Source organism: Streptomyces sp. NPDC024687, from assembly GCF_055559055.1.
Map to the genome: position 1 here is coordinate 32,149 of NZ_JBVHLJ010000018.1, position 26,748 is coordinate 58,896.

Below are 26,748 nucleotides of genomic sequence, written 5' to 3' on the forward strand. Positions count from 1 at the left end.
TGCACCCGCTGGGGAGTGAGGTTCATCCGGTCGACGGCGGTGTCGTGCAGCAGCCGGTCCAGGATGAATACCGGGGAACCGGGCTCCCCCCTCGTATCGGCCCGGTCCGGCGAGTGCGTCCAGCAGTGTCATTCGGGGCCGGCGGTATCCGGTGCGCTGCGAGGTGTGCAGCAGGATCGGCCACCATGCGTCGAGATGTCGCTGCTGGAGGCGATGCTTGGCTGCCGTAGCAGGCTCCAGCGGCCACAGAACACTCATGTCGGCCCCCTCGTTGGCCAGGCATGGATGAGGTACCACTGGATGATCTGGCCTGGGGCAGGTCGATAACGGTGTCCCGGGGCGCGGGCGTGAAGCCGCAGTGGGGAGTTCTTCGTCGAGGTCTTCCATCATGGCGCGGACCATGAGGTGTCCGGATGCGGAGTGTGCCGAGCCTTCCACGATCTCTTGCCAGTCCCTGTTGGGTGCGCACGAGGTGTTGGATATCGCCGAAAAGGCAGTAGACGAGTGGCGGTTTCTCTCCGCCCACCACCACCTGATCTGACGATGGAGCCCTGGTTGCGGATCACGGGGCGTTCTGTCGTCGAGGCAGCCAATCTGGGTCCCGTGCAGGCGCAGCGACAGGCGCGACCTCGGCTGCATTTGCAGTCAACACGCTCATCGTTCTGCCGAACAATCAGATCAGGCGTGCGAGGTGCGGAGCCGCGAAGACTTTGGTGAACTCGAAGATGAGCGGAGCGGACATCGACGGCCAGTCGGCGCAGGGTCGCCTGACCGACACGGCCAGAAGATGCAGACGAGGGGCCGCAGTGCGATCCTGATTGTGAGTGCATCGTGAGCCTTCACCTTCATGCGAGTGCATGGCCGCTCAGCCTCGCCCTATCTCGCTTGCAAAGTGCACGACGCGCGCCATCAAGGGATGTCTCGAATGGGACGCGGCGGAGAAGCTGGCCCGGTTATGGAAGTCGTTGGCTCTCAGGCTCCGTAGACACGGATTGCCCTCATGCACCACGGGAGGAACCATTGTGGTGTGAACGAGCAGACTCAGGCTGGCCCAGCGGCATAGCAGGCGATCATGGTGGCTGAGCGGACCATGGGGCGGGCGGCGGGCGATCAGAAGGTGCAAGGGGGCGGCGTCTCCGCAGCCCCATCCATCTCCCTGCCCAAAGGTGGAGGTGCCGTTCGCGGCCTAGGTGAGAAGTTCGCTGCGAACCCGGTCAGCGGCACCGGATCGATGACGGTACCCATCGCCACTAGCGCGAGCCGCTCCGGTTTCGGTCCGCAACTCACGCTTTCCTACAACTCGGACGCGGGCAACGGGCCGTTCGGATTTGGCTGGAGCCTGGCCTTGCCCTCGATTACACGCAAGACCGACAAGGGCCTGCCGCAATACGACGACACCGACGAGTCCGACGTCTACATCCTGTCCGGCGTCGAGGACCTGGTGCCCGTCCTCCGGCCGGACGGCACTCGTTTCGTCGACGACACCAGCGCACCCGGATATGTCATACACCGGTACCGTCCGAGGACCGAGGGCCTCTTCGCCCGCATCGAACGCTGGACCCAGGTGTCCACCGGCGATGTGCACTGGCGTTCCATCAGTGCCGAAAACGTGACGACGCTGTACGGCAGCGATAGCCGCTCCCGCATCGAGCGTCCCGCCGACCACCAACCGTCAAAGGACCCTCCCCGCGTCTTCAGCTGGCTCATCTGCGAGACCTTCGATGACAAGGGCAACGCGGTCGTCTACGAATACGCGGCGGAGAACGCTGACAATGTCAACCTCGCTCTGAACAACGAACGCAACCGGCTGCGCACAGCGAACCGGTATCTCAAGCGCATCAAGTACGGCAACCGGATCTCCCGGCTCCTCCAGCCGGACCTGACCCAGGCGTCCTGGCTGTTCGAAGTGGTCTTCGACTACGACGAAGGCCACTATGAGGCCGTCGACCCCGACCCAGCTCTGCCCTCTGCCGAGCAGCACCAGTTCGCTCGGGCCTCCGCGGCGCCGGCACACTCGTGGGCCGCGCGCCCCGATCCGTTCTCCTCGCATCGCGCCGGCTTCGAGGTGCGAACCTACCGCCGGTGCCGCCGCGTGCTGATGTTCCACCACATCCCCGACCTGCCGACCGGGGAGGACGGCTACGACGGGCTGGTCCGTTCCACCGAGTTCGACTATGCCGATCTCGACTACAGTCGGCCGGTCAATGTGGCGGACGAACTGGCCCATCAGGGCAGCACCCGCATCGCGTCGTTCATCCGCAGGGTCACCCAGTCCGGATACGTGCGCGAGGACAGCCGGCCCGTAGTGGTGCGCGGCAGCGTCCCCTACGCCACCTACCTCAAGCAGTCACTGCCGCCCCTGGAGCTCGAGTACAGCAGAGCTGTCGTTCAGGACGAGGTGCGCGACGTCGAGGCGGAGAGCCCGGAAGCCCTGCCGGTCGGCTTCGATGACGCGTACCAGTGGGTCGACCTGCATGGAGAGGGCCTTCCCGGGATGCTCGTCGAGTACGGCGGCAGCTGGCTCTACCATCGCAACCTCAGCCCCCTCCCAGAGGATGACGACGGCGAGGGCACCGAGTCCGCCGCCGCCCGATTCGGTCCGGCGGAACGGGTAGCGACCAAGCCGAACCTGTTCCTGGCCGGCGGTCGGGCACGGTTGATGGACCTCGCCGGTGACGGCCACCTGGACCTGGTGACGCTCGACGGCCCCATGCCTGGTTTGTACGAGCATGACGAAGGCGAAGGCTGGCTGTCCTTCCGCCCCTTCGCCTCCTCGCTCAACCTCGACTTCCGCGACCCGAACGTGCGGCTCGTCGACCTCAGCGGCGACGGCCAGGCCGACGTACTGATCACCGAGGACGAAGCCGTCGTCTGGCATCCCTCACTCGCCGAGGAGGGTTTCGGTCCGGCAGCACGTGTGACCCAGCCACTCGTCGAGGAGGACGGCCCGCGCCTGGTCTTCGCCGACGGGACCCAGTCCGTCCACCTGGCCGATATGTGCGGTGACGGCCTGGCCGACCTCGTGCGCATCCGCAACGGCGAGGTCTGCTACTGGCCAAGCCTGGGTTACGGACGGTTCGGCGCCAAGGTCACCATGGACAACGCGTCATGGTTCGACGCACCCGAAGCCTTCGACCAGCGCCGGGTCCTGCTGGCCGACATCGACGGGTCCGGCACCACCGACATCATCTATCTGGACCACGACGGAGCCTGCCTCTATTTCAACCAGGCAGGCAATCGACTCAGCGACCGGTATCGGCTGAGGGGGCTTCCGGCCGCCGCCGACGGTGTCTCGGTCACCACGGCCGACCTCCTCGGAAACGGCACCGCCTGCCTGGTCTGGTCGTCACCGCTGCCGGCCGACCGTCGCCGGCCGATGCGCTACGTCGACCTGATGGGCGGCAACAAGCCCCACCTGTTGACCAGAGCGGTCAACAACCTCGGTGCGGAGACCAAGGTCCACTACGCGCCCTCGACGAAGTTCTACCTGGCCGACAAGCGCGCCGGCCGCCCCTGGGTGAGCCGTCTGCCGTTCCCGGTCCACGTCGTCGAACGGGTCGATACCTACGACCACGTCAGCCACAACCAGTTCGTCACCCGGTACGCGTACCACCACGGTCACTTTGACGGCGAGGAACGGGAGTTCGGCGGCTTCGGCTCGGTGGAGCAGCAGGACACCGAGCACATCGACGCGCTGTCGCGCAGTGCCTCCTTCCCGGTCGGCGACAACGTCGACGCGTCCTCGCACGTGCCGCCGGTGCTCACCAGGACCTGGTTCCACACGGGCGTCCACCTCGGCGGCGCGCACGTATCGGACTTCTTCGCGGGGCTGCTGAACGCCGCGGACAAAGGCGAATACTACCGAGAGCCTGGATTGACCGACGACCCGGCGCGGGCTCTGCTCCTGGCCGACACCGTGCTGCCCGCCGGTCTCACCACCGAGGAGGAGCGGGAGGCGTGCCGCGCGCTGCGCGGCACGGTCCTCAGGCAAGAGGTCTACGCCCTCGACGGGACCGGCACCAAGGACTACCCGTTCGGTCACCCGTACACCGTCTCAGAGCAGAACTTCACCGTCCGCCGGTTGCAGCCGCGCGCCGGCAATCGCTACGCGGTGTTCCTCACCCACGCCCGCGAGGCCATCACCTACGAGTACGAGCGGAACCCTGCCGATCCACGCGTCGCGCACGCGATCACCCTGGCCGTGGACGATTTCGGCAATGTGCGTAGTTCCGCGAGCATCGGCTACAGACGCCGCCGACCGGATACCTCGCTCCCGCCGGCCGATCAGGCCCGGCAGGCTCAGATCCTGATCACCCACACGGAGAACGACGTCACCAATGCGATCGACTCACCCTCCGACCACCGCACGCCGCTGCCCAGCGAGGCGCGCACCTACGAGCTGACGGGGCTGAGCCTGCCCGCGGGCCGCGCCCGCTTCACCTTCGAGGAAATCCGTGACGCTGTGGCGACGGCGGCCCCGCTCGACTACGAGGCCCAGCCCACCGTCGGTCTCCGGCAAAAGCGACTGATCGAACAGGTACGCACGTACTACCGCCGCGACGACCTCACCGGGCCGGCGCAGCTTGCCGAGCTCCAGCCGCTGGCGCTGCCCTTCCAGAGTTACCAGCTCGCCTTCACCCCCGGCCTCGTCACCCAGGTGTACGGCGACCGTGTCACCGGCGTCATGCTGGAAACCGACGGCCGCTACACGCACACCGAAGGCGACGCCAACTGGTGGGCGCCCCTTGGCCGGGTGTTCTACTCACCGGATCCGGCCGATGCGCCGGCCCAGGAGCTGGCGCATGCCCGACGGCACTTCTTCCTGCCGCACCGTCACCGCGATCCGTTCCACACCGAAGCGGCCAGCACCGAGGGCGTGGTGGTCTACGACACCTACGATCTGCTGTTGCAGGAGTCCCGCGACGCGCTCGACAACCGGGTCACCGTCGGGGAGCGTCACACCGACCCGACCCAGCCACCGGTCCGGCTCACGCAGGACTACCGGGTGCTGCAACCGGCGTTGGTCATGGATCCCAACCGCAACCGGTCCGCGGTCGCATTCGACGCCCTGGGAATGGTCGCCGGCACCGCGCTGATGGGAAAACCGGAAGACATGCCGGCGCGGGGCGACCAGCTCACCGCGGCGTTCCACGCCGATCTGACCCAGGCGCAGACCGACGCGTTTCTCGCCGACCCCCGCGGACCGCTGGCGGCCACCCTTCTGGATGCCGCAACCAGCCGCGTTGTACAGGACCTGACGGCCCACTGGCGCGAGCCAGATCCGGCACACAAGCCACCGACCCCCATCGCGACGCTCGGCCGGGAGCAGCATGCCTCCGAGCCGGCCCCGGTCGGCCTCCCGCGCATCCAGGTCAGCCTCTCCTACGTCGACGGCTTCGGCCGGGAGATCCAGCACAAGATCCCGGCCGAGCCGGGCCCGGGACCGCAACGCGCCGCCGACGGCACGATCATCATCGGCGCCGACGGGCAGCCGCAGCCGACCGCGCACGACATCGACCCGCGCTGGGTGGGCAGCGGCTGGACAGTGTTCAACAACAAGGGCAAAGCCGTCCGCCAATTCGAACCGTTCTTCACCGACACCCACCGCTACGAGTCCGACGTGCGCATCGGGGTCAGCCCGGTGCTCCTCTACGATCCGGTCGGCCGCGTGGTCGCGACCCTGCGCCCGGACCACACCTGGGAGAAGACGGTCTTCGCCCCGTGGCGGCAGGAGAGCTGGAACGCCACCGACACCGTGCTCGTGGCCGACCCCGCGGCCGACGCCGACGTAGGCGACCGCTTCCATCGCCTCGAGCCCGCCGCGTACCTGCCCACCTGGCACACACTGCGCACCGACCCGGCCCAGGCGGCGGCGTTGGCCGCGCGGTACCCGGACCCCGACGACCGAGCCAACGAAACCCGAGCCGCACAGCAGACCGAGCTTCACGCCGCAACGCAGACCGTCACCCACGCGGACTCCCTGGGCCGCACCATCGCCACCGTGGTCCACAACCGGCTGCGCTACAGCGATGCGCCGGCCACCGATCCACCAGCCGAGGAGTTCCAACGCACCGGCGTCGTCCTGGACATCGAGAACAACCAGCGCGAAGTGACCGACGCGGCGGACCGCGTCATCATCCGGTACGACCACGACATGCTGGGCAACCCCGTGCACCATGCCGGCATGGAGGCGGGCGAACGCTGGATGCTGTATGACGTGGCGGGTAAGCCGCGCTACGCATGGGACAGCCGTGACCACTGCTTCCGCACCGCCTACGACGCGCTCCAGCGGACCACCCACTCCTTCCTGCGCGAGGGCGCGGGCGCCGAGCTACTTGTCGAACTCAGCACCTACGGCGAGAGCCGCCCCGACCCGCACCTGCGCAACACGCGCGGGCGGCTGATCGAACACCGCGACCAGGCGGGTCTGGTCACCACCGACGACTACGACTTCAAGGGCAACCTGCTGAGCGGTCGGCGCCGCCTCGCCCGGGACTACAAGGCCACCCTGGACTGGAGCAGCGCCCCGCCGCTGGAGTCCGAGACCTTCACCAGCCGGACCAGCTACGACGCCCTCAACCGCCCCACCCAGTTGGTCACCCCGCACAGCGACCGGCCCGGCACCGTGATCAACGTCATCCAGCCGACCTACAACGAGGCCAAACTGCTGGAACGGGTGCACGCCTGGCTGGACTTGACCGCCGAGCCGACTAGCCTGCTCGATCCCGCCACCGTGGCCGCGACCCTGCCCGCAGTCACGGGCATCGACTACGACGCCAAGGGCCAGCGCACGGCCGTCGACTACGGCAACGGCGTCCGCACCCGCTACCGCTACGACCCCCTCACCTACCGGCTGACACATCTGCTCACCCGCCGCGACCCGGCCGCCTTCCCGGGCGACTGCCCCGATGTGGCCCGGGCGGGGTGGCCCGGCTGCCAGGTGCAGAACCTCCACTACACCTTCGATCCGGCCGGGAACATCACCCACATCCGGGACACCGCCCAGCAGACCGTCTTCTTCCGCAACCGGCGCGTCGAACCGACCGCGGAATACACCTACGACGCAGCCTCCAGGCTGATCGAGGCCACCGGGCGCGAACACCTGGGCCTGACAGGCAGTGTGCCGAACCCGCCGTCACCGCACTCGTACAAGTACGCCGCCCATATCCCCGTACTCCACCCCGGCGACGGGAATGCCATGGGCCGGTACGTGGAGCGGTACGTCTACGACTCGGTGGGCAACCTCCTCGAAATGCGCCACCGCGGCACCGACCCGGCGCACGCCGGATGGACACGCGCCTACGCCTACACCGAGACCAGCCAACTCGACCCCGGTCGGCTGAACAACCGGCTGACCGGCACCAGCGTCGACGGGCTGACCGAGACCTACAGCACCGCAGGGGACGGCTATGACGCACACGGCAACCTGCTGCGCATGCCGCATCTGAGCATCCTGCGCTGGGACGAGGGCGACCGGCTGCACATGACCCAACGGCAGGCGGTGGGCGCCGCGGACACCGACGGCGTGCTCCGCGACGGCGAACGCACCTGGTACGTCTACGACTCCGGCGGGCAACGGGTGCGCAAGGTGACCGAACTGTCCGGCGGCCAGGTCAAGGACGAACGCGTTTACCTGGGGACCTTCGAGATCTACCGCACCCACGGAGTGAGCCCGTTGGTGCGCGAGACGCTGCACATCATGGACGACCAACGGCGCATCGCCCTGGTGGAGACCCGCACCGAGGGATCCGAGCCCGGCGTGCCCCGCCAGCGGGTCCGCTACCAGTTCGCCAACCACCTCGGCTCGGCGGCGCTGGAACTCGGCGACACGGCGCAGATCATCTCCTACGAGGAGTACGCGCCCTACGGCAGCTCCACGTACCAGGCGACCCGCGGCGCGACAGAGGCAGCAAAGCGCTACCGGTACACCGGGAAGGAGCGCGATGAGGAAACCGGCTTCAGCTATCACAGTGCGCGCTACTACGCGCCTTGGCTCGGGCGGTGGGTGTCGTGCGACCCCGCGGGCGTTGCCGCGGGACCGAACGCTTACCTCTACGCGGCTGCGGCGCCGGTCGCCCTCGTCGATGATGACGGGCTTGAACCGATACGCCCGGAGGATAGCGATATCCATCAGGTGTGGACAGAGGCCCCTGTCGGCAGAGGGACTTCCGCGCCTACTCCCAGCGGTGCTTCCACGACACTCACAGGGCAATCGGCAGCGCCTCCGGTTGAGCCCGACATCCTCATTGAAGTGCCGGCTGTCGGACCGCCGATCGAGTCGGAGAGCAAGGGATTCGATGCCAAGGCCGGCCAAGTGGCCAAGCGCAACTACGGACGTCTGGTGGGCGCAGACCCTGCAGATCTCGATATGGCCCACAAGAAGGACAGAGCAATCCTGCGCCCGGGAGAGAAGACAACCGTACAACCTCAGCGCAGGTTCACTCCAAAAAAGGCCGGAAATCAGGATCAGAGCGCCGCAGTCAGGCGGGTGGCCGCAAGCCGGAGAACGGCTGCTGCGAAGGAGGGCAAGAACGCATGGGAGCTTACGGATCCCGACAAGTTCGCCCGCCCAACACCAAGGCAACTCGACAAGATGCGTGCTACCGCAGCCAAAGCGCAAACCCGGCCTGGAGCATCGTCGACGACAACGGTGGCTGAGCCACCCGCGGCTGTCGAATCACCCGTGGCAAAGCCGACGGTTGAACCACCCGCGGTGAAGCTGGCCGTCGAACCGCCTGCGATGAAGCCTGCCGCGCCCGTGCCCAGCACCAAAGGTGCGGCGCCCTCGGTCGCGCCGAAGCCTCCGGGTGGCGCAGCTCCCAGCATCATCGAAAACTTCGCCGGCAAGGCCGGGACCGTCCTGGGAGTCGTGGGAGGAATACTCTCGGTACGGACATTGGCTAACGACCTGATGATGCATACGGATCCGGGGAATCCCGCCCTAGGTCCTGTCGGAACTCAACGCACGGATTCTCTCGGGGTGATCTGGATCAAAATTGACGAGAAAACCTGGGCGACGCCAGCCTACCTCGAATATGTGCGAACTCACGGCGCTTAGCGTGTGGCTAGTGGTCGCGCTGGTAGAGGATCCGCCCTGACCGCAGCACTGAATGCAGGAAGTGGTACTCCTCCCTGCCGTACTCCTCGAGCTCCTCGGCCGTGACGAAATGCAGGTCGACCGGTACAGCCCAGCCGCCCAAATACGGTTCCACCTCCCAAGGCTGCACGGGGGCGGGCGCATCGGTAGGCATCACGACCAGCAGGTCGAGGTCGCTTTTCAGCGTTGCCCGGCCCTTGGCGTACGAGCCGAACATGAGGATGCGTTCTGGCTGGGCAACCTGGACGATGCGTCCGACGATGGAGTCGATCTCCTCGTCCGTCATGAGTCCTGTCATGGTCAGTCCACCGTGTAGTTGAGGATGAGGAAGAGTTCGTCGACCGCGTCCGCAGGCAGCGAGTGGAAGTCCGAGGCGCCAGCCTTGCGGACCTTCACCGTCCAGCCTGTCATCGGCGCCTCATGGCTGGTGAGATCCTTGGCGGCGCGGTGCATGCCCCGATATGTGGCGTCGGGGGCCAGCATGAGCAGATCACGTGAGCCTGAGCCTAGCGGCGCCAGCAACACCTCGTACGTGGCTGTGTCCTTCATCCGCGCGGCGACTTCCACGGCCCGCACCTTCTTTGTGGCGAAGGCCCGGGTGAACGACGGCAGCCGATCGGTGAGGTCGCCGAGTTCGATCGCCTGGTCGTCAGTCGGGTTCGCGGGATGCAGGAACCGGTAGAACTCGTCCGGGAATTCACGCTTGAGGTCCAGCACCCGGTACAGACCGTTCCGTCCGTCGGCCAGGGCCACGGAGGACAAGGTCTTGTCGATGTCCTTGAGCGCTTCGGTGCGCAGCAGTCCGCCACCCTCGCGCGCGGTGTACTGGAGGTGGATCACCACATCCGAGATGGAGTCGGTGTCGAACTGTGCGATCTCGGAGTTCAGCCGTAGGTGCCAGGAGCTGATTGCGCCGGCCCCTTCGAAGGGCAGGTACCGCTGGTCGTCGAACCGCAGGTCAAACACTCCGGCGTCATTGACGGCGGAGCTGGTGGCGATCGACTGGACCGCTGTCACTCCGTCGCGGAACCGGATGTCGCCCGCAGGGTCCCTGGGGTACTTCCCGCCCAGCAGGGAGGCGTCCTTGCGCAGGCTGTTCGCGGTCAGAGTGAGCGTGCACCCCACCGTTCCGTAGGGTCCGACGACGCACGGCACCGACAGCGACACCGTCTTGAGCCGGCGGAAGTATTGCCCCGGGTGGTCCAGGTCGAAGATCGCCTCGGGGATGTCGATGAAGCACTCACCGTTGGTCTTCAGCTGTAGCAGTGCGACGGGATCCAGGTCGGCGAGTGAGATGTGCTTGGTCAGCTCATATTCGCGCTTGTGGAGCTCCAGATAGGCGGCGTCCAGTCGGCGCAGGTCGTGTCCGAGCCGTTCGCCGGCCAGGAGGCCCTTCCGCAGGCTGTCCCAGTAGCCGTAGCGGACATAGTTCGAGTCGGAGAGCCCCAGCTCGTGCCGGAAGCACCGCTCAGCCCGCTTAGCCAGGTCGAACGCCAGCTGGTAGCTCTGGAAGTACACGGCGGACAGCTGGCCGACCATCCAGTCGAATAGTTCCTTGTTGGTGAACTTGGTGCGCTGGAAGTCCTCCTCGGCAGTTGCGTTCGCCCGCTGGCGGTCGTGATGGCGGAGTTCCTGTTCGGCGATCCGGTGCCGGATCTCTGCGGCCAGGATCTGCTTGTCGACCTGGAGGAGCTCCGTGGCGGCCATCGCCGCCTGGTGTTCCCACTCCTGCGCGCGCCGGGCATGCCCGGCCAACACGCTCGCCACGCTGGCACCCTTCTCGGCCGCGGTGGCCAGCGAGCGCAGCACGGAGACCGCCGACTCCGCCGCGCCCCCGATCTGCGGGCCGCCGGTCGACCCTGACACGGTAGGCGTACCGCCGAAGCCTGCAGCACCGGCCAGAAAAGTCGGAATCAGCTTCAGACCACCGCACAGGATGGTTCCGACCACGATTGTCGCCTCCAAGCCCAGCGAAACGCCGGACAGGGCCAGTGAGACGTGCTCTCCAGTGTTCAGGCCCTCGTCGAGCAACCGCTGGTGGTAGGCCCGTCTGAGCTCGACGACATCGCGGCTGCGCAGGCTGGCTTCCCAGGTCTCCCGCGCCTCGGCCACCTGGCTGTCGCGGACATCCCGCAGGAGATCGAGCAAGGCCATCTCATGACTGGACCGCAGCGCCGTGAACGCCTCGACGTCGCGCTTCTCCAAAGCGCTGAGCATGGCCGCGCCAAGGTTGCTGACCGCGGCGCAGACCTCCTGCGCGCGCTGGAGCATCACCGAGAAGCGGTACGCCGGCATCGGCGCGCTGATGTCGCTGAGCGCCGCGCCGATGTCCAGACCGGCCGCCGTGGCTTTGACCAGCAGGGCGGGGTCGATCGGCGGTTCGAACAACGGCAGCTGACGGACCTGTCCGGCGATGTTCATGCAATGCCTGATCTTGAACAGCCGGTCATCGACGGTGTCCCACAGCGTCAGCAGTTTCTCGTTGGTCGGGATGCCGAAGTACAGCACATCCAGGCGCGGCAGTTCGGGGCCGTCGGGAACGGGCGCGGACGGGGCGGGGACGCCTGGCAGCAGATTCTCTACCTGCCGCAGCACATTGCCGAATACGTCGATCCCGGCCGCCTGGAGCTGGTAGAAGGTCCGCACAGGGTTCGGTACCCGGCGGGGGACGTTCTTGGGCCGAGGCCCGAGCATCGTCGCGGCCAGCACATACAGCTGAGTCGCCTCGTTGTTGGATTCGATGGTGTCCTGACCGAAGAGCTGGTCACCCCAGGCGATCAGGGTCTGGATGTACTTGATAAGCACGTTCTTCTGGTATGCGACCGTGCGCATTCTCGCGATCAGATGCGGATTGAACGGGTGATCGCGCCATTCGGCAACCTGGGCCTGCAACTTGGCATCGCCCTTGGCGATGACCTTCATGATGTTCTCGATCTTCTGTTGGTAGTAGTCGGCCTTGGTCGTCTCGTAGAACGGCTTGGTGATCCAGAACTTCTGCTGCGGGGTGTCCGGATCGGGGGTCGCGGTGTCGGTGCTGGTCGGGTTGAACACGGAGTGGTACCACTCCAGTGCTTCCTCGAACCGCTGGTTGGCGGCGAGCTTGCCCGCGATGAACATCGGCACGTGGAAGAACAGCTCCCAGTTGTACGCCGAGTATGCCCCGGCGTAGTCGAAGTCCACCTCCTCCTTCGGCCATGGAGCCATGACCTTGAAGCTGGGCCGGTAGGTCGCGAAGTCGAACGGCTGCGGGCTGCCCGGAACCGTTTCGGGGCTGACCTGGATGCGCCGGTTCAGCAGGCCAGGAAGGCCCCAAGTGTTCAGCTCCTTGATGAAGAGTTCTACGAACGGGTGGTAGTGCGGTTGGAACCGGAACTGCGAGACGGACCAGCTGTGCCAGGCTCGGGAGAAGTACGCCCAGTAGGTGCGGTGGTCGTAGTCGACGAAATAGGTCCTTGCGGGATCCCAGGTGAAGAAGGAACCGGTGCCGGCGAAGCCCAGGGCTTGGGAGTCGAGAGCCGTCCAGGTCCGACCCGGAACGATGTTGCGCCGCAGCCGAATCGACTCAGCATTCATATTCAGCGGGATCCCGGAGTGTGCCTTTTGCGTCTCGGTGTGGGATGCAAAGTAGAAGTACTGTGACGCGGTTGTGTGTCGGATCAGGTTGCCGTGGAACACACTTTCGGGCGGCGCGATCAGGTACTCGACGTAGCCGTGGGTCCCCGGCGTGATCTGCGGGCCCAGCTTCTCGAAGTTTTCCTGGGCCAATGGTGCGAAGTGATCGCGGGCAGGGGATGAGAAGAGAAGGTTGCGGATCTGCGGAGTCATTCTGGTCCGGAAGGTGATGTTCTCCGTGGTGCCCTGGGCGAATTCAACCGAAGCCCGCAGTGGGGTGTCTGACAGGACCTTCGGCGTCCACTTCCCCTGCTTGAGTTCGCTCCAGTACAGCTGGACATCCCAGTGCTTCTCCGCTGTCGGTAGGAAGACGGGCGAGTTCTCGCTCGGTGTCCTGAGGCTGGTCGGGGCTTCTGCCTTCTCCAGGAATTGCGGCCAAAACATGTAGAGACGGCGGTTGTGCATGCCCAGTGTCAGATGGTCCGACTGGATCTCCAGGTCGACCGGCTGCCATGGGGTCCAGCGGGCTCTGTTGACCCTGGTCCGGTAGAAGTATTCGGCTCCCTTGCTGCTGCGGGTACGCCCCACCGCGTGGAGTACCGACTCGTCGCCGATACGCTCCTCGTACATCGCGCGGATCTCGAGATTGGCCACCTTGTCCAGCTTCTCGAGATAGCTGCGGTAAGCCTGCTCGACGGTTTCCGCCGCGACGTTGTTCTGCTGGAGTTCGCTTTCGAGATCGACGAAGAACGGCGACTTCTCGTCGCGCAGTTCAGGCTCGATCCAGTTCTCCGGGTAGAGGAAGACCTTGCGGTTGGCTTCCCAGACACGGTAGCGGCGCATCCATTGCCACTGCTTCCACTTGGGATCTTTGACAGTGCTTGCGACGATGTCCGGCTCGAGGTTCAGCAGCACCCGTTGGACGAACAACTGGGCGGAGCCGGTGGCCTGCTTCAGACGGGACGTCAGTGCACAGGCGCTCATCTCGACGTCGATCAGGAGATGGCTGTACAGGCCGTTCGCATCGGTCCAGTGCTGGTCCAGGTTCGCGTCAGGGTGCGCCACCAGCCAGTCCACCAGGACATTGCGGCGCCGTTCGCGCAACGTGTCCTGCACCGGCTGGTTGGCCTCCAGCCACTGCGGGAGTTCATAACGTGCCTTCAGCGCCTGCTTGATCTCATCGGCGACCGCGGCGCTGGGCGTGGCTTGGGCCCAGGCGACGGCACGCTTCGCCTCGACCCCCAGCCGGGGCAGCGCAGCCATGCAGTCCGCGACACGACGGAGGTTCGGGGCCTTCGCCAGTTGGGCCTTGACCTGGTCCACGCCCGCTGGTGCCAGCCAGCCGAATGCGGTGACCAGCGCAGTAATGTCCTCGGCTTGCCAGGCGGTCAGTTTGGCCAGCGCGGTGATCGTGGCGATGGACGGCCCGGTGGGGGAGAGCAGCTCGTCGGCGAAGTCCAGTGCTGACAGACTCGAGGTAGGCAGTTGGGACTTCCAGTGGAAGAACCATTGCATCGCCGTCCAGCGGCCGATCGCGACCGTGGTGCTCTGATCGGCGCCGAGCATGTCGGCCCGGATCCAGCCGAGGCGTTCGGCGTGGTCGTCGGACAGCCACCAGCTCACCTCAGCAGGCTTCATGTCCAGTTTGCCGATGAGGATCGCGACCTTGTGCAGGAGCCGCAGGGCCTTGTAGATGTCGGAGAAGGTCAGCTCGTCCAGTGGGAACTGGAAACTGCCATCAGAGGCCGTCACAAGCAGCCGTGGGTCGTTGATGACGCTGCGCAGGTCGGCGATCGAGCCCGGCAGGTGCAGCCTGGCCAGTGCCGTCGCGGTGGATTGTTCGTCGATTCCGAGGAGCGCGGCCACCTGCTGATCGATGTAGAGGTTTTTCTGGTTGCGGAGCAGGAACGCCTGCAACGGCGGCAGGACAAAGGCGAACCGTGCGTCGATCCGGGCCTGTCGCTGGGCCGGTGTCTCACCGGGCGGCAGCGCGGCCAGCCTCGCATGAGCTTCGGCCAGGTCGTTGAAGAGCACACTGAAGTACCGGTCGATGAGGGCCTCGCGTTCGGCGGTTGTTCCTGTCCAACTGCCGTTCACGAGGGCCAGGGCGGTCACCAGATCGGCGTCCGCAGCGAGGGTGGGCACGAGCCCCAGACGGGTGGCGACGTAGTCGGCGTCGGTTTCGTCCTTCTGCCGTGCCAGTCGGTCGGCGATCTCCGTGAGGCCCTGTCTGAGCTGTTTCAGAAAGGCCAGCACGGCGCGGTCCTCCAGCGCGATGCCGGAATTGACCGTGAAGTGGTGGGTCAGCAGATAGTCGAGGTCAGCGACGGAGAACGCCGATGACGTCACCTGATCGACCAGGCTGCTGAACTCCACGGCACTGGCCGGCGACGTGAAGGGATCGGAGTTCCACATTCTCCTCAGTCGAAGGAATTCACCGATGGTGAGGCCGAGCCCTCGGCTCAGTACGGTGATCCGGTGCAGGTCGGCGAGGACCCCAGCGTTGAGCGGGGAGCCGAAGTTCAGCGATCGGTCGGCCAGGATGAGGCCGAGGTCGCTCTCGCTGAGGCGTAGGCCTGCGAGCAGGCCAGGTACCCGCTGGCCGATCGTTCCGCCGAGTTCGGCGGCCCGCGGTGGGAAGCCGCCGGTTGCGTCCACCAGCCGGTTCCGGAAGAGGCGCTGGTAGACGGTCTGGACCGGAATTCCTCCGTCCGTGGCGCGGTCGACGTACTCGTGGTCGTCGAAGCCGGCGAACACCGTGACCAGCGTGGACCAGTCCAGCCCGGTCCGCTCCTGCAACCGCCGGGTCGAGGCGATGCCGCGCAGCCCGGTGTCGTTGAGTGTCCAGGCAGTGAGGTAGCGGTCGAGCTCCCACATCGGAATTCCGAGCCGCCGCCAGAGCCGCACGAAACGGTGGATCTGGCCCAGTGCGTCCGCGGTCAGGCCACCGATGGTGAAGGAGGAGGTGTCGCAGGCGGCCGCGTTCGGGTCGGCCGGTTCGAGGATGGTGAGGGCATTTGCCGGATCGACCCAGCGCATCTCCAGCAGCTGCAACAGGTCTCGGTAGGCGAGCTTGGTCCGGTGCAGCATCACGGGCACCTTGGCGAGCACTTCGATCCATGTACCGGTCACGTTCTGGGTCGGGTCCGTCGGGGTGTCCGGGTGCGGAATGGAGTTGCCGGTCTCGGCGAGTCCCCAGTACTCCCACGGCTGACGCCCGAGTGTGCCGCTCAGGACCTGCCGCTCGACGTCCCCGATCCCCAACAGCGCACAGTCGACCTGCGCGTCGGTCGGCGACTTCGTCGCGCCGTCCGGTGAAGACTGCTGGAACAGTTCGAGCAGCCGCGGTTGTGGCACGCCGAGCTGATCCAGGTAGCCGCGGCTCTGCTCGTTGGCGAGGTTGAACGGCAGACTGAACGGAAACACCTCGCCGGTGAGCTTGGCGTATGCAGAGAGGTTCAGATGCTCGGGATTGGCGCGTACCTCGGCCGCGGAGCCGGTCGTCTGACGGGTCGCCCGCAAGCAGAGGGCGGCTCCCCGGTGGAAGACACTGTACGAGTGGGTGCTGTCCCTGATTACCCACCGGCCCTGGCTGTCCGGGGCGTACACCCAGGCGTCGTCGCTGATGGCGACGTCCTTCGTCCTCAGCTCCGCCAGGATTTCCGGTGCGATCGGCCCTTCGACCAGCTTCGGCACGATCCCGGGATCCAGGACAACCAGCGCGGGGGGAGTGACGACGTCTTCCAGAATCTCGTTGACCAGGTCGATGTACGGAACGGCAGTGTTGGTGTTCTCGCAGCTCAACTCCACGTCGCCGAGGTCGGGGCGTCGCTCGAGCAGAACCTGAAGAACGCTTTTGCCGCTGTGAGGGCCAGTGCCCTGAGTGCCGCGGTCGCCCAGGAAGCGCAGGACGTCCACGAAATGTGCGGCCGGGCTGTACACCGACCGGCAGGCGGGGCAGTCGCAGTAATCGAGGGATCCGATGAGGGTCTGCAGGCTGGGCAAGGTTCTCGGCTGGGGCTCGCGCTCGAGTTCTGCCTGCGGGGTAGGGAAGACCCCCGCCAGAAGCTGGGACTCAGGCGCCGTCTGCGGACTGGGCAGGGCGGCGGGCAGGGCCCCGGTCAGTGCGCGGTTGTAGTCGGCGAAGGTGGTCAATGCGAGGGCGTACGCGTTCTCCGCTCGGCGGTAAATCCTTCGTGCCTCGATCCTGTTGATCGACCCGGCCAGGACACTGACGAACTGCCCCTCACCCATGAAGTAGATCTGTTGAGCGGAGTCGATGCTCTGGGACAGCAGGGCGTTCGCGGCGCTGAACGTCGGATTGAGTTTGAACACCCGCTGTACCGAAGCGAGCTCCGCGAGGAGCTCGGCATCTGGCTGGGCGGCTGCCGCGCCGTCCTGTCGCTGGCGGTCACCACCGTTCCGTGAGTGTTGCTCAGCCAGGTAGTGGTCGATCCGGAAGCGGTCGAGGTGGAAGTCAGGATGATCGTCCAGGAACCGGGCGACACGACGACTCAGCTGCTCCGCTGACGAGTCAGATCGGACGATCTTCGCTGCCAGGGACGCGGTCGGATAGGACCGCTCGAACTGCTGGTCGAGGATGGCCGCGTACGTCGCCTTCTTTTCCTCGGTGGTGGTGCCGTCCATGTTGTCCGGCACGCCGACCGGAGTGCCGTTGGGAAGCCGTCGCGCGAACACGTCGAACCAGTCCGCTTTGGAATACTGCGCCAGAGCGCGTTTCGTCAGTCGGCCGTTGTTGATGTCGTCGGCCAGCACGGTTACCAGCGGCACGTGATTGCGGGTCAGCGACCCGATTTCCACTGCAGTCCGCACCTTCTTGACGGTGGCGTCCGGCAGTGACGGATCAGCATCCAGCCGCTTCCACAGCTCGGCCAGCGAGCCGGTGTGGTCTGACATTGTGGCGAGAATCGTGGTGCGCTGGTTGGCTGGCACATTGGCGACGTTGAGTAGCTGGCCGATCGTGCCCTTGCCTCCGCCCACGGTGATGTCGGCCGTGTACTTGAGCCTGATGCGTGCAAGGACCGCGAGGAATTCACCGATCCTGGGCCGCAGGTCGGCCGACACCAGGTTGTCGTCGATGGCCTTGGTCAGTAGGTCTCGCTGTCGTTGTTCATCCAGACCGGACAGCGCCCGGAGCAGCGCTTCCTCCATGAGAATGATGCGCTCGGGGTGCTGGACGTCGGCGAGCAGGGACTCACGGAAGATCGACGGCTCGCCCTGGCGGAGGAACGCGAAGAAGACTTCGGCAGGCAGCGGCGTCCCTTCCCGCTGGGTCTTGTCAGCGAGCCGCCAGCAAGCCGCCCAGGTGCCGACCTCAAGCGCCGTATAGCCGGTCTCACCGACAAGGAACGACACATCCTGGTGCTGCTCGTCCTCGCGCAGCTCGATCGGGTTGAGGTTGCCAAGCAGTGGTGTGATGGCGCCCGTCTGCACCGCCCACTCGGAAGGACCGGAATAGACCGCACCCTCAAGGCTCAGATTGACCTCGTAGTCGGCGGGCGCGTTGTAGTGCACCGGAGACCGGAACAATACGGTGCCGGCCTTGACCACGACCAGGACCAGGTCCGCCGATCCTTTCTCGGCCGCATTGAATTTGTTGGCGGTGTAGCTGATCTCGTAGCGTCCGTCTTGGTCCACGGTCTTTTCGCCGAGCGACTGTTCCGTTCGCAGGTCCCGATCGAACGCCTGTACGGTCACATTCTTCATTGCCTGGCCGAACTGGTCCCGTACGATGCCGCTCACCTTGAAGGTGGCGGGCGTCTCCGGGGAGAACCCCGTCGTCTTCAGGCTGATCACCGTCTCCGGCGCCTGCTTGCGGTTCGGCTTGCTCGTGCCCACCACGATGCCGTCGAACAACACCTTGATGATGACCGTGGCGACGTGGGTATGCGGATCTGAGGAGTCCTCATCCACCCTGATTTGGTAGCGGCCTGCGCTTTCGGTGAAAGCCTCCCCCAGCGGTGAATCCTGGTGACCCTGCCCCGGTCCGGAGGCCCGGACCAGAGCGTCCGGAAGCGGATTCCCCTTGGAGTCCGTGATCGTTCCAGTGATCAGATATGACCGCTCTGCTGGCATGATGCTGCTCCAGTCGTCAACGCGCCGTGGTTCGGAGCATGTCTTGCCATGCGTTTCCGCTGGGTTTCGCGCCACGGACAGACCCCGGCGCCCCCTTGCCCCGCTATGTACCGACTCTGAGTCTGCAAGGCCGGATTCGCAATTACTGCTCCGCCGTCGGAGTGCAACTCCTACCGCCCATTGGGGTCCAGCCTGCGGGGTCCTCCGTGCATCAGTGTCCTCGCCCCAGGCCCGCTCGATGCTGCGGCCAGTGGCAGAGTCGCGCGCAGACACGCAAGCGAACCCACGCCAGACTCAACGCGAGGAGAGAATCGCGACCGGTTCCCAGGCGGAATCCACGAGATTCGGCGAACTCGTCGGTTGCCGGTCTCTGGCGACTCCATGATCGACGCCGCGATCTGCCACTGCGATGATGTGACTGTAAGGCGGCAAGACAGCGCCGACCACGGCGACATCGTCGCCGAGCTCCTGGACGACTGGGCCACAGTGAAGGTGTGAGGCGGCAGGACGGACGGGTGTGGCTGATGCCGCGCGAGCCGTCCTTCGAACCCATTCCCGGCGACGACGTAGGCATTCTTGGCAAAGTCATCGGCGTCCTGCACGTGCTGTAGACCCGGGTCACATGGTTGCCCAGAGCCGCGAGAGTGACGGTATGTGTGGTCATACGCATCCGCTCGCAGCCCGCAGGAACTGGCGCTGCTCTTCCAGGCGCCCGACGCCCCCGTGAAGGAGACGCTCGCGCCGAACTGGAATGTCGCCCGACCAACGACGTGTGAGCTGTCCTCGAGCGCACACTCCGCGACGACAAACAAGACATCGCGGCGGCGAAGCGTGAACTGCGGCCGCTGTGCTGGGGCCTGGCCCCATCGTGGGTGAAGGACGCTGGCCCCTAAGTTTGCCGACACCTCCCACCCCATCCGCAGAAGCCAAGACAGCCTCCGAGCACGCCGTCCGCCGACACGGCGAGGACAGTCAACTTAATTCAGTCGAGGGCCCGTTGACCAAGCCGGGCACAACCTCCACCGCCCCTGATGCGGAATCATCCCACGCCCCGGCGCGCACCGGCCCAGCGACGCTGCACGAGCCCCGCAGCACACTCAAGCAGCTGATCAACGCTGCCACCGAAGGGCGCCCTACGCCCCTGACGCGCGGCCCGCGCCATGCACTGCTCACCACTCCGCCCACGCAGCTGAGCGGGACTGGGACCTCACCCAAGCCCCCACCCACAGCTTCGCGGATGCCCGCGAAACGCTTGGAGATCTGATCCAGTACGGCGCCGAGGGCCGCCCCCAGGTTCTGTGGCGCCATAGGACCCCCATCGCCGTACTGCTCGCCGCAGCCGCGGACGGCACCCGACACGGCGGTTCCGGCTGCAACAGCCCAGGCAGTCCAGAACCCCCTTCCGACCGCAGCAGCAGCCGAAGCCGAGGCCGCCAACGAACGGCCCGGTTCCGGTTCGGTCGCACCTGCACCGGCCTTGAGGAAACCGTTAGGCTAGGCGCCCTTGGGAAGGCCTCGTGGGCATCACTGTGTTAAACGGTCGCTCGACAACCCCGACTTGGGAATCTCTCTTGGCGGGCGGCGTAAAGCTGTCCGATACGGACCGTCGCGTGGTGGATGAGCTGGCCGGCCGCTTCGGGCTCACCGGAGGCTGAGCTCGCACAATGTCTGCCAGGCAGATACGCGAGCGAGCCCCGACCGTACCTTTCTGCCTGGAGATCGGCTATGCCGGACCGGGCTGTGCTGAGCAGTGTCTTGGACTTCGTTTCCTCAGCCGCCGCGCTCTCCGGTTGGGTACGTCGCGATCGATCGCTCCGGACTCCGCTTGTCACACCGTAGTTGGGGCAGGCTCATGCGGTGGGATTTTCTCTGACTCTGTGCCATTCCGCGCGTGCGAGTAGAGAGAAAGTAACCGTTGCACAGAGCGCCACAGCGACGATCGCCCATTCCAGGGCGCCGCTTCCCATGTCCGGATCGACGCCAAAAACCCGCTCGATCCAGTCCCGCCAGATCAGGGTGACCACGAAAATGATCCCACTGATCGCAGCGGCGATTGTTTCTACCCACGCCCGCATGTGTACATTCCGCATCATCATGGCCACCCTTAGTGAAGGCGTCCCCTGGATCTCCTGTCCCATTCTATTGGGCGACGCGGTTCGACAATCGTCAAATGCGCCGCCGGGCTGTCATTGTGGTTTCGCCTTCACAATTTGCTGGGTCAACCAACCGAAAAATGTCCAGGGTTGCGGCACGGTCAGGCTGGGCGGAAGATAGTTACGGCTTTTGCGATCAAACATCGGGCAGTGGAAGTTATCACGGTCCATGAACGAAGCGGAGAACGCGCCGGGAAGGGCTGCGAGGAGATGGCGGCGTGGGTTCGCGCTGAGTTAGCACAATCCGGTCGACTCGTTCAATGCGCTGGCGGATCGGCTGGTGGATGGAACTCATCTCTTTTCGCGCGAGGTCACGCGTGGCGGATTCCGTACGCCTCTTTCGTCCTTATCCTCATCCGCATGACGGCCGGGAGGTCGAGTTGATACGCAAACCGGCCGGAGTTCCGGACGATTCGGAAGACGATCGCGCGGTGCGTCGGCGAGAGGAATATTTGCGGGCCAGAGGGCTAGGGGAGAAGGACGCCAGCGAAGAGGACGAGGACGATGAGGCCCCGGCAGAGGATAGCGGCGACTCCCGGGCCCAGTCGGACCCGGTCGCGCCCTCCGAGCCTCCCTACGGCCATCAGGCCAAGCCGTAACGCGAGACCTCGACGGCACGAGGAGATCAACCATGCGTGGGAAGCCCCAAGGCAGAACAGTGGCAACGGCCGATCACCAAGACTTTCCCGGCGGGAAGGTACTGGCGCGGCTGATGCTTGAGTTGGCCCGCACCGGCCACGCGGAAGTAGCCGTGGAGGCCGCCATCCTTGCGCGCCCGGATATGGATGAGGACACGGCACAGGCCCTGCTTGACAGCGTGGCCGGCCCCCAAGGCGGCTCCTCCGCTGGTGAGGGGGGCGCTTCCTCCGCCGATCAGGAGGGCGAGGGCGGGAGTGAGGGCGACGACACGAGGCACAGCACGCCGCCGAGCCGCGGCGGAGGTCCGGCTGACGACGAAATGGAGCAGCTCGCCGCGAACTACATGGCCGTCGCGGAGACGCTGTCGACGACCCCACCGAGCCCCACCGGCCCCACCTGGCGCTCGCTCGGGCCGTGGACAATACCCAACGGGCAAACCTATGGCGCCACCCGGACCAACGTCTCCGGCCGCATCTCATCCGTGGCTGTCGATCCCGGCAATGTCAACCACCTGCTGGCCGGAGGAGCCCACGGCGGAATTTGGGAGAGCCGCAACCGCGGGCTGTCATGGGCTCCGCGTACCGACAATGCGGCGACCCTGACGACGGGCGCCATCGCCTTCCATCCGACCACTCCGGCAACCGTCCTTGCGGGCACAGGCGAAGGTAACTGGTGGGCCAATTTCGGCACCGGCATCCTCCGGTCCACCGACGGCGGACTCACCTGGGCGACCCTGTGCACCGCTCCCTTCGTCGGCCAAGGGTTTTACGACCTGGTATTCGACCGGGGCACCCCCACGCGGGTCTACGCCGCGACAACGGGCGGCCTCTACGTCTCCACGAACAGCGGTGCAACGTGGACACGGCGCCGCAACGCGAGGACCTGGACGGTCGCGGTGGCCCCTTCCGGGGCCGAGGTACTCGCCGCGTGTTCGGACGGCTTGTTCCGGTCCACTGATGGCGGAGTCACCTGGACTGCAGTGACCCTGCCGAACTCACCGGCGAACTTCGCAAGGCTCACCGTTGCCATCGCCCCGTCCGACCCAACTGTCGCCTACGCATGGGGCGCGTTCGGGTCCACGGCATACCTGGCGCGACGCTCCGCGGGCACTTGGTCCGCTATCGGCGCTCCCACCGGGGTGAACGTCACTCAGGCTTGGTACGACTGGTTCCTGGCCGTGGCCCCGGACAACGCCGGCCAGATCTACTGCGGAGCCATCAGCGCCCACCGAGGTGACCTCTCCGGGACCACATGGACCTGGACGGACATAGCCAGCAAGCCCTCGCCGGGTCAGTCCATACACCCCGACCAGCACGCCATCGCATTTGAACCGGGCCAGCCCCAGGTGGTCTACATCGGCAACGACGGCGGGCTCTACCGCAGCCCGGACCGGGGCGTTACCTGGCAGCACCTCAACAACGGTCTGGAGATCACCGAGTTCGAGTACATCGCCCAGGACCTGGGCTCCTCACGCTGGCTCCTCGGAGGCACACAGGACAACGGCACCGAACGCTGGACAGGTTCGCCCACTTGGCTGCACTCCCAGGATGGTGACGGCGGCGACTGCGCGGTCAACCGCACCGATCCGCGGACGGTGTTCCACACCTTCTACGGCATGGGCATAGAACGTTCCGCCTCGCGCGGAGACTGGGGCAGCTGGGCATGGCTCTCGCCGACGATCCCTTCCGGAGAATCGGCACTCTTCTATCCGCCGGTCGAGTCCAGCGCCACCAACGGCAATACGGTCGCCCAGGGCGGCGGAGCCCTCTACGTCTCCCGCGACAACTGCGCCAACTGGACGCGGCTGGCCTACCCTGCGGCGGCCACCGCCTCCGCGATGTACATCCCGACGGCGGACCAGGTGTACGTCGGCAGTACCGACGGCCGGTTGTTCGTTACACGGTGGAACGGGACCGCATGGGGCACGCTCACCGCACTCACGACGCCTCGCGCCAACGCCTGGATCAGTGACATTCACGTCGATCCCACCGATCAGAACCGCATATGGGTGACCCACACGACCCCCAGCGGCGGCCGGGCCTGGCGGTCGACCGACGGGGGCACGACCTGGGTGGACCGCACGGCGGCGCTCCCCAACCTGCCGCTGAACGCCGTCGAGGTACACCCAGGCAACCGCGACCGCGTCTGGGTCGCCGCGGATCTCGGCGTCTACCAGACCGTGGATGGCGGTGCCTCCTGGCAGATCTTCTCCAGCGGCCTGCCCAATGCGTTCGTCGGCGACCTGCTGTACCACCGGCACGCCAGGGTGCTCCGGGCCGGCCTGCGTAACCGGGGTGTCTGGGAAATCCCGGTAGACGGCTGGATGACCGAGCCGGTGTGCGGCGTGCAGTGGACCGGCACGGTCCCGGCGAACTCGACCCGCCGATTCTTCACTTGGGGCTGGCCCGCCACTTGGCACGTCCTGTGGACGGTTATGCCCACCACGCCTCGTCCAGGTGCCGAGGAGATGACCTGGCAGGTCCAGGTGGAACGAGGGGACGCCGAGTACGTCGCGTACTGGATCTCCGTCACCAACCTCACAACGATTCCGGTCGCCTTCGAGGGCCGGTTCGCCATCCTCAGCCGCTACTGAACCTGGAGAAGCGCGATGTGGACCAACGTTCAATACACCGGATCGCTCGGGCCCAACGCCAGCACGCGTCTGTTCACCTACGGATGGCCACCCGCCTGGCACGTGGTCTGGTACATGGTGCCGACTTCCCCGCAGGCCGGCAATCCCCAGGTCGACTGGGACGTGGCCGTCGAGCGCTCGGACGCCGGCCAGGTGACGTACTGGATCACTGTGAAGAACCTGACGGCAACGACGATGACCTACGAGGCCCGGTACGCCGTCCTGAACTGAACTACCCGCACCACCGCAGGGAAGGATCGAGCCATGCGCATAACGATCGAGATCGACGGCGCTGCGGAGCAGCCGTCCTCCCAGGATTGTTCCCCTCCGGTACCGAGGCCGGAGCCCGTCGCCGGAGTCGACATGGGTCCCGCTCCAGCCTCCGGCGCCGCCGCCGGGCCGCCACCGGCATCTTCCGACCAGGCGTACACGACCGAACCGTCGTCAACCGCCACCGACCAGCCGGCGGGCAGCGCCCCCGCGACGTGATCGTGATTTGACCGCCGTGGGTTCTCGCGCCTCGGACCTTGCCTGTTGGACCGTTTCCGGATGAGCCGGAGAATACGGTGCGGCCTGTGGTCCCAATCGTCAGGAACGGGGAGACGTCCCCTACAGGTGTCCTTCACGGATCCACGGCACGTGACATCGCGCGGCTGGCGGGCCCCGGGCTGACCGCGGTCATCGTCGCCCGGGACTGTCAGCCGCCGAGAATCGCCCGATTGACAACGACGGGCACATCCAGGCAGAGCGCCTCGGCGAGCACCCTCGGCGACGCGTCGAGAACGGCCGGCACGAACAGACAGCGCATGGCGGCGATCACGGCAAGCAGCAGCAGCCACTGCAGCGGTCCTGTTAGACCGACCCCGGGGGCGGTTCCGCGTCGGGTGGGGCGTGAACCACCAGGATCCGCAGGCCGGTCTCCTCGGCCAGCTGGCGCAGGCAGCATGCGGCGAGTGGCCAGTTTCCTCTGCCGCCAGGGCGCCGCACGGGATACGTGGACCACGTCCGCGACCAGTTCCGGCGGCAGGGGCCGTGCCGCCGAGCGCGGGTCGACGCGCCGCGGGTCGGTGAAGTCGCTGCGGAGAACCACGAGGCCGCCGCGGCCGAGGCGAAGAAGCCACGGGCGCTGGCCGCACACGGCGAGCCAGCAGCTCCGGCACATCGGGGGGCAGGTGGTGCGCGGGGTCGGCCGGGACGCCGTTCAGCCGTTGAGGTGCCCCCTCGGGGCGGTGCCGTCATTGCCGCCGGTGCTGCCACCGCTGCCGCCGCTGGCGTAGATGGTGGCCTCCTTCGCGGTGGTTGCGATGCCGTCGGTGCCGCTGAAAATGCGTTTGCCCCAGTCGGTCAGGGAGTTGGCCTTGAAGTTTTTGACCATGTCCAGGTAGCCGCCAGTGTTGCCGCTCCAGGACCAGCCCAGGTACCCCAGACTGAGTTCCTCCGCGGTGGCCATGATCGCGTCCTCGTTGGGGTTGCCGTCGGTGTGCCAGTCGCCGAACTCACCTATCATGATCGGCAACCCGGCGCTGACGAAGTAGTCGAGGTAGTCCCGCACCGCGCAGGCGGTTTCGTAGACCCCGTACATGTGGATCGAGAAGATCGTGTTCCGCTTGGGGTCGCCTTCGAAGACCGAGTGGGCGTCGTTGCGCATGGTACCCGAGTAATCCTGGCCCCAGTTGGGGGCGTCGACCATGATGGCGTGGCCAAAGCCTGCGCTTCGCAGCTTCCGGATGGCGGCGCTGGTGTCGGAAGCCCAGCGCTCGTAATCTTTGTTGCCGTACGGCTCGTTCCCGATGTTGATCACGACGTAGCTTTCCTGGCCCCGCAGTGCTCCTTTGACCTTGATCCAGTAATCGGCGGCCTGGGAGAGCGTGGCGGCGCCGCTCTCCTCGCCGTAGCCGGTGGTGTCGTGCACCTCCAGCACGCAGATCAGCCGGTTCTGCTTGCACAGGCCGACGATGTTAGAGACTTCAGCGACGCTGGTCATCGGCCACTGCTGGCCGCTAGAAAGCACCACGCGGACGGCGTTGGCGCCCTTCGCCTTGATGTCGGCGAGGGAGCCCGTCCGGTCGGTATACCAAGCGTGAGGATGGTTGACGCCGCGCATCACAAAGTCGTTGCCGTTGGCCTCGACGACACGTCCGTTGCTGACACGGATACCGGTGGCGGCCTCGGCCTCATCGGCGGGTCCGGACGCGGACGCCAGCGCCGTGGCCGCTTCTGTGGGCAACAGATGCCTCGGTCGCTTCTGCATGTTCCCTCCTCAGATATTGCGCTCTCGCCGTAGTCACAGTCGGTGCGCTCGGATGGACGGAGCCCGACCTAGGCAGTCAGCCCGGCCAGGCCGGGCCACTGCTGCCGGAACTGGCGGGCGCGGCATCCGTTTTTAACCGCGATCACCGACCCACTACTGGAAAGGGCGGGGACGCGCTGATAACGGCCGGCCATGTCTGCTGGGCGATCAGGCTTGCGGCCCGCAGTGCACCGGTGATCGCAGCTGGGCTTTCGGCGAGTGCGAGGAG

The 26,748-nt window shown here is 66.2% G+C and carries 8 protein-coding genes and 1 pseudogene; 4 read left to right on the forward strand and 5 right to left on the reverse strand.

Annotated elements, in window-relative coordinates:
- The first annotated feature begins 1,072 nt into the window (after positions 1-1,072).
- Positions 1,073-9,058 carry a SpvB/TcaC N-terminal domain-containing protein gene (locus ACZ39I_RS40415; protein WP_467250572.1) on the forward strand — a complete coding sequence of 2,662 codons (7,986 nt, stop codon included), beginning with the start codon at positions 1,073-1,075 and terminating at the stop codon, positions 9,056-9,058.
- Positions 9,059-9,065: 7 nt separating this feature from the next.
- On the opposite strand, the gene ACZ39I_RS40420 is transcribed toward ACZ39I_RS40415, so the two are convergent.
- Positions 9,066-9,383, reverse strand: a complete 318-nt coding sequence (locus tag ACZ39I_RS40420; protein WP_467250573.1) for a nucleotidyltransferase domain-containing protein — start codon at positions 9,381-9,383, stop codon at positions 9,066-9,068.
- A 14-nt stretch (positions 9,384-9,397) separates the two neighbouring features.
- Positions 9,398-18,643 (reverse strand): Tc toxin subunit A-related protein, encoded by a 9,246-nt coding sequence (locus ACZ39I_RS40425; RefSeq protein WP_467250575.1) that lies wholly within the window; start codon positions 18,641-18,643, stop codon positions 9,398-9,400.
- A gap of 522 nt (positions 18,644-19,165) precedes the next feature.
- Here ACZ39I_RS40425 and ACZ39I_RS40430 point away from each other — a divergent pair.
- A pseudogene (locus ACZ39I_RS40430) lies at positions 19,166-19,416 on the forward strand (LexA family protein); the annotation flags it as partial.
- 1,239 nt (positions 19,417-20,655) lie between these two features.
- Here the strand turns inward: ACZ39I_RS40430 and ACZ39I_RS40435 are convergent.
- A complete protein-coding gene (locus tag ACZ39I_RS40435) occupies positions 20,656-20,901 on the reverse strand; it encodes an ABC transporter permease (RefSeq protein WP_467250595.1) in 246 nt (81 codons plus the stop codon).
- A gap of 688 nt (positions 20,902-21,589) precedes the next feature.
- Between ACZ39I_RS40435 and ACZ39I_RS40440 the strand changes: the two genes are divergently transcribed.
- Complete coding sequence (locus ACZ39I_RS40440) at positions 21,590-24,190, forward strand: hypothetical protein (protein ID WP_467250577.1); 2,601 nt, start codon at positions 21,590-21,592, stop codon at positions 24,188-24,190.
- 15 nt (positions 24,191-24,205) lie between these two features.
- Positions 24,206-24,460 carry a hypothetical protein gene (locus tag ACZ39I_RS40445; protein ID WP_467250579.1) on the forward strand — a complete coding sequence of 85 codons (255 nt, stop codon included), beginning with the start codon at positions 24,206-24,208 and terminating at the stop codon, positions 24,458-24,460.
- Positions 24,461-24,926: 466 nt separating this feature from the next.
- On the opposite strand, the gene ACZ39I_RS40450 is transcribed toward ACZ39I_RS40445, so the two are convergent.
- Both ACZ39I_RS40450 and ACZ39I_RS40455 read right to left on the reverse strand, forming a co-directional pair.
- Positions 24,927-25,049: a hypothetical protein gene (locus ACZ39I_RS40450; RefSeq protein ID WP_467250581.1), complete on the reverse strand. Its 123-nt coding sequence runs from the start codon at positions 25,047-25,049 to the stop codon at positions 24,927-24,929.
- A 381-nt stretch (positions 25,050-25,430) separates the two neighbouring features.
- Positions 25,431-26,480 carry a glycoside hydrolase family 5 protein gene (locus tag ACZ39I_RS40455; protein WP_467250583.1) on the reverse strand — a complete coding sequence of 350 codons (1,050 nt, stop codon included), beginning with the start codon at positions 26,478-26,480 and terminating at the stop codon, positions 25,431-25,433.
- Positions 26,481-26,748 lie beyond the last annotated feature (268 nt).

Coding starts and splice junctions, on each gene's coding strand:
- ACZ39I_RS40435 (WP_467250595.1), bottom strand. CDS start 20,901: ATGATGATGCGGAATGTACACATGCGGGCGTGGGTAGAAACAATCGCC.
- ACZ39I_RS40415 (WP_467250572.1), top strand. CDS start 1,073: ATGGTGGCTGAGCGGACCATGGGGCGGGCGGCGGGCGATCAGAAGGTG.
- ACZ39I_RS40420 (WP_467250573.1), bottom strand. CDS start 9,383: ATGACGGACGAGGAGATCGACTCCATCGTCGGACGCATCGTCCAGGTT.
- ACZ39I_RS40445 (WP_467250579.1), top strand. CDS start 24,206: ATGTGGACCAACGTTCAATACACCGGATCGCTCGGGCCCAACGCCAGC.
- ACZ39I_RS40455 (WP_467250583.1), bottom strand. CDS start 26,480: ATGCAGAAGCGACCGAGGCATCTGTTGCCCACAGAAGCGGCCACGGCG.
- ACZ39I_RS40440 (WP_467250577.1), top strand. CDS start 21,590: ATGCGTGGGAAGCCCCAAGGCAGAACAGTGGCAACGGCCGATCACCAA.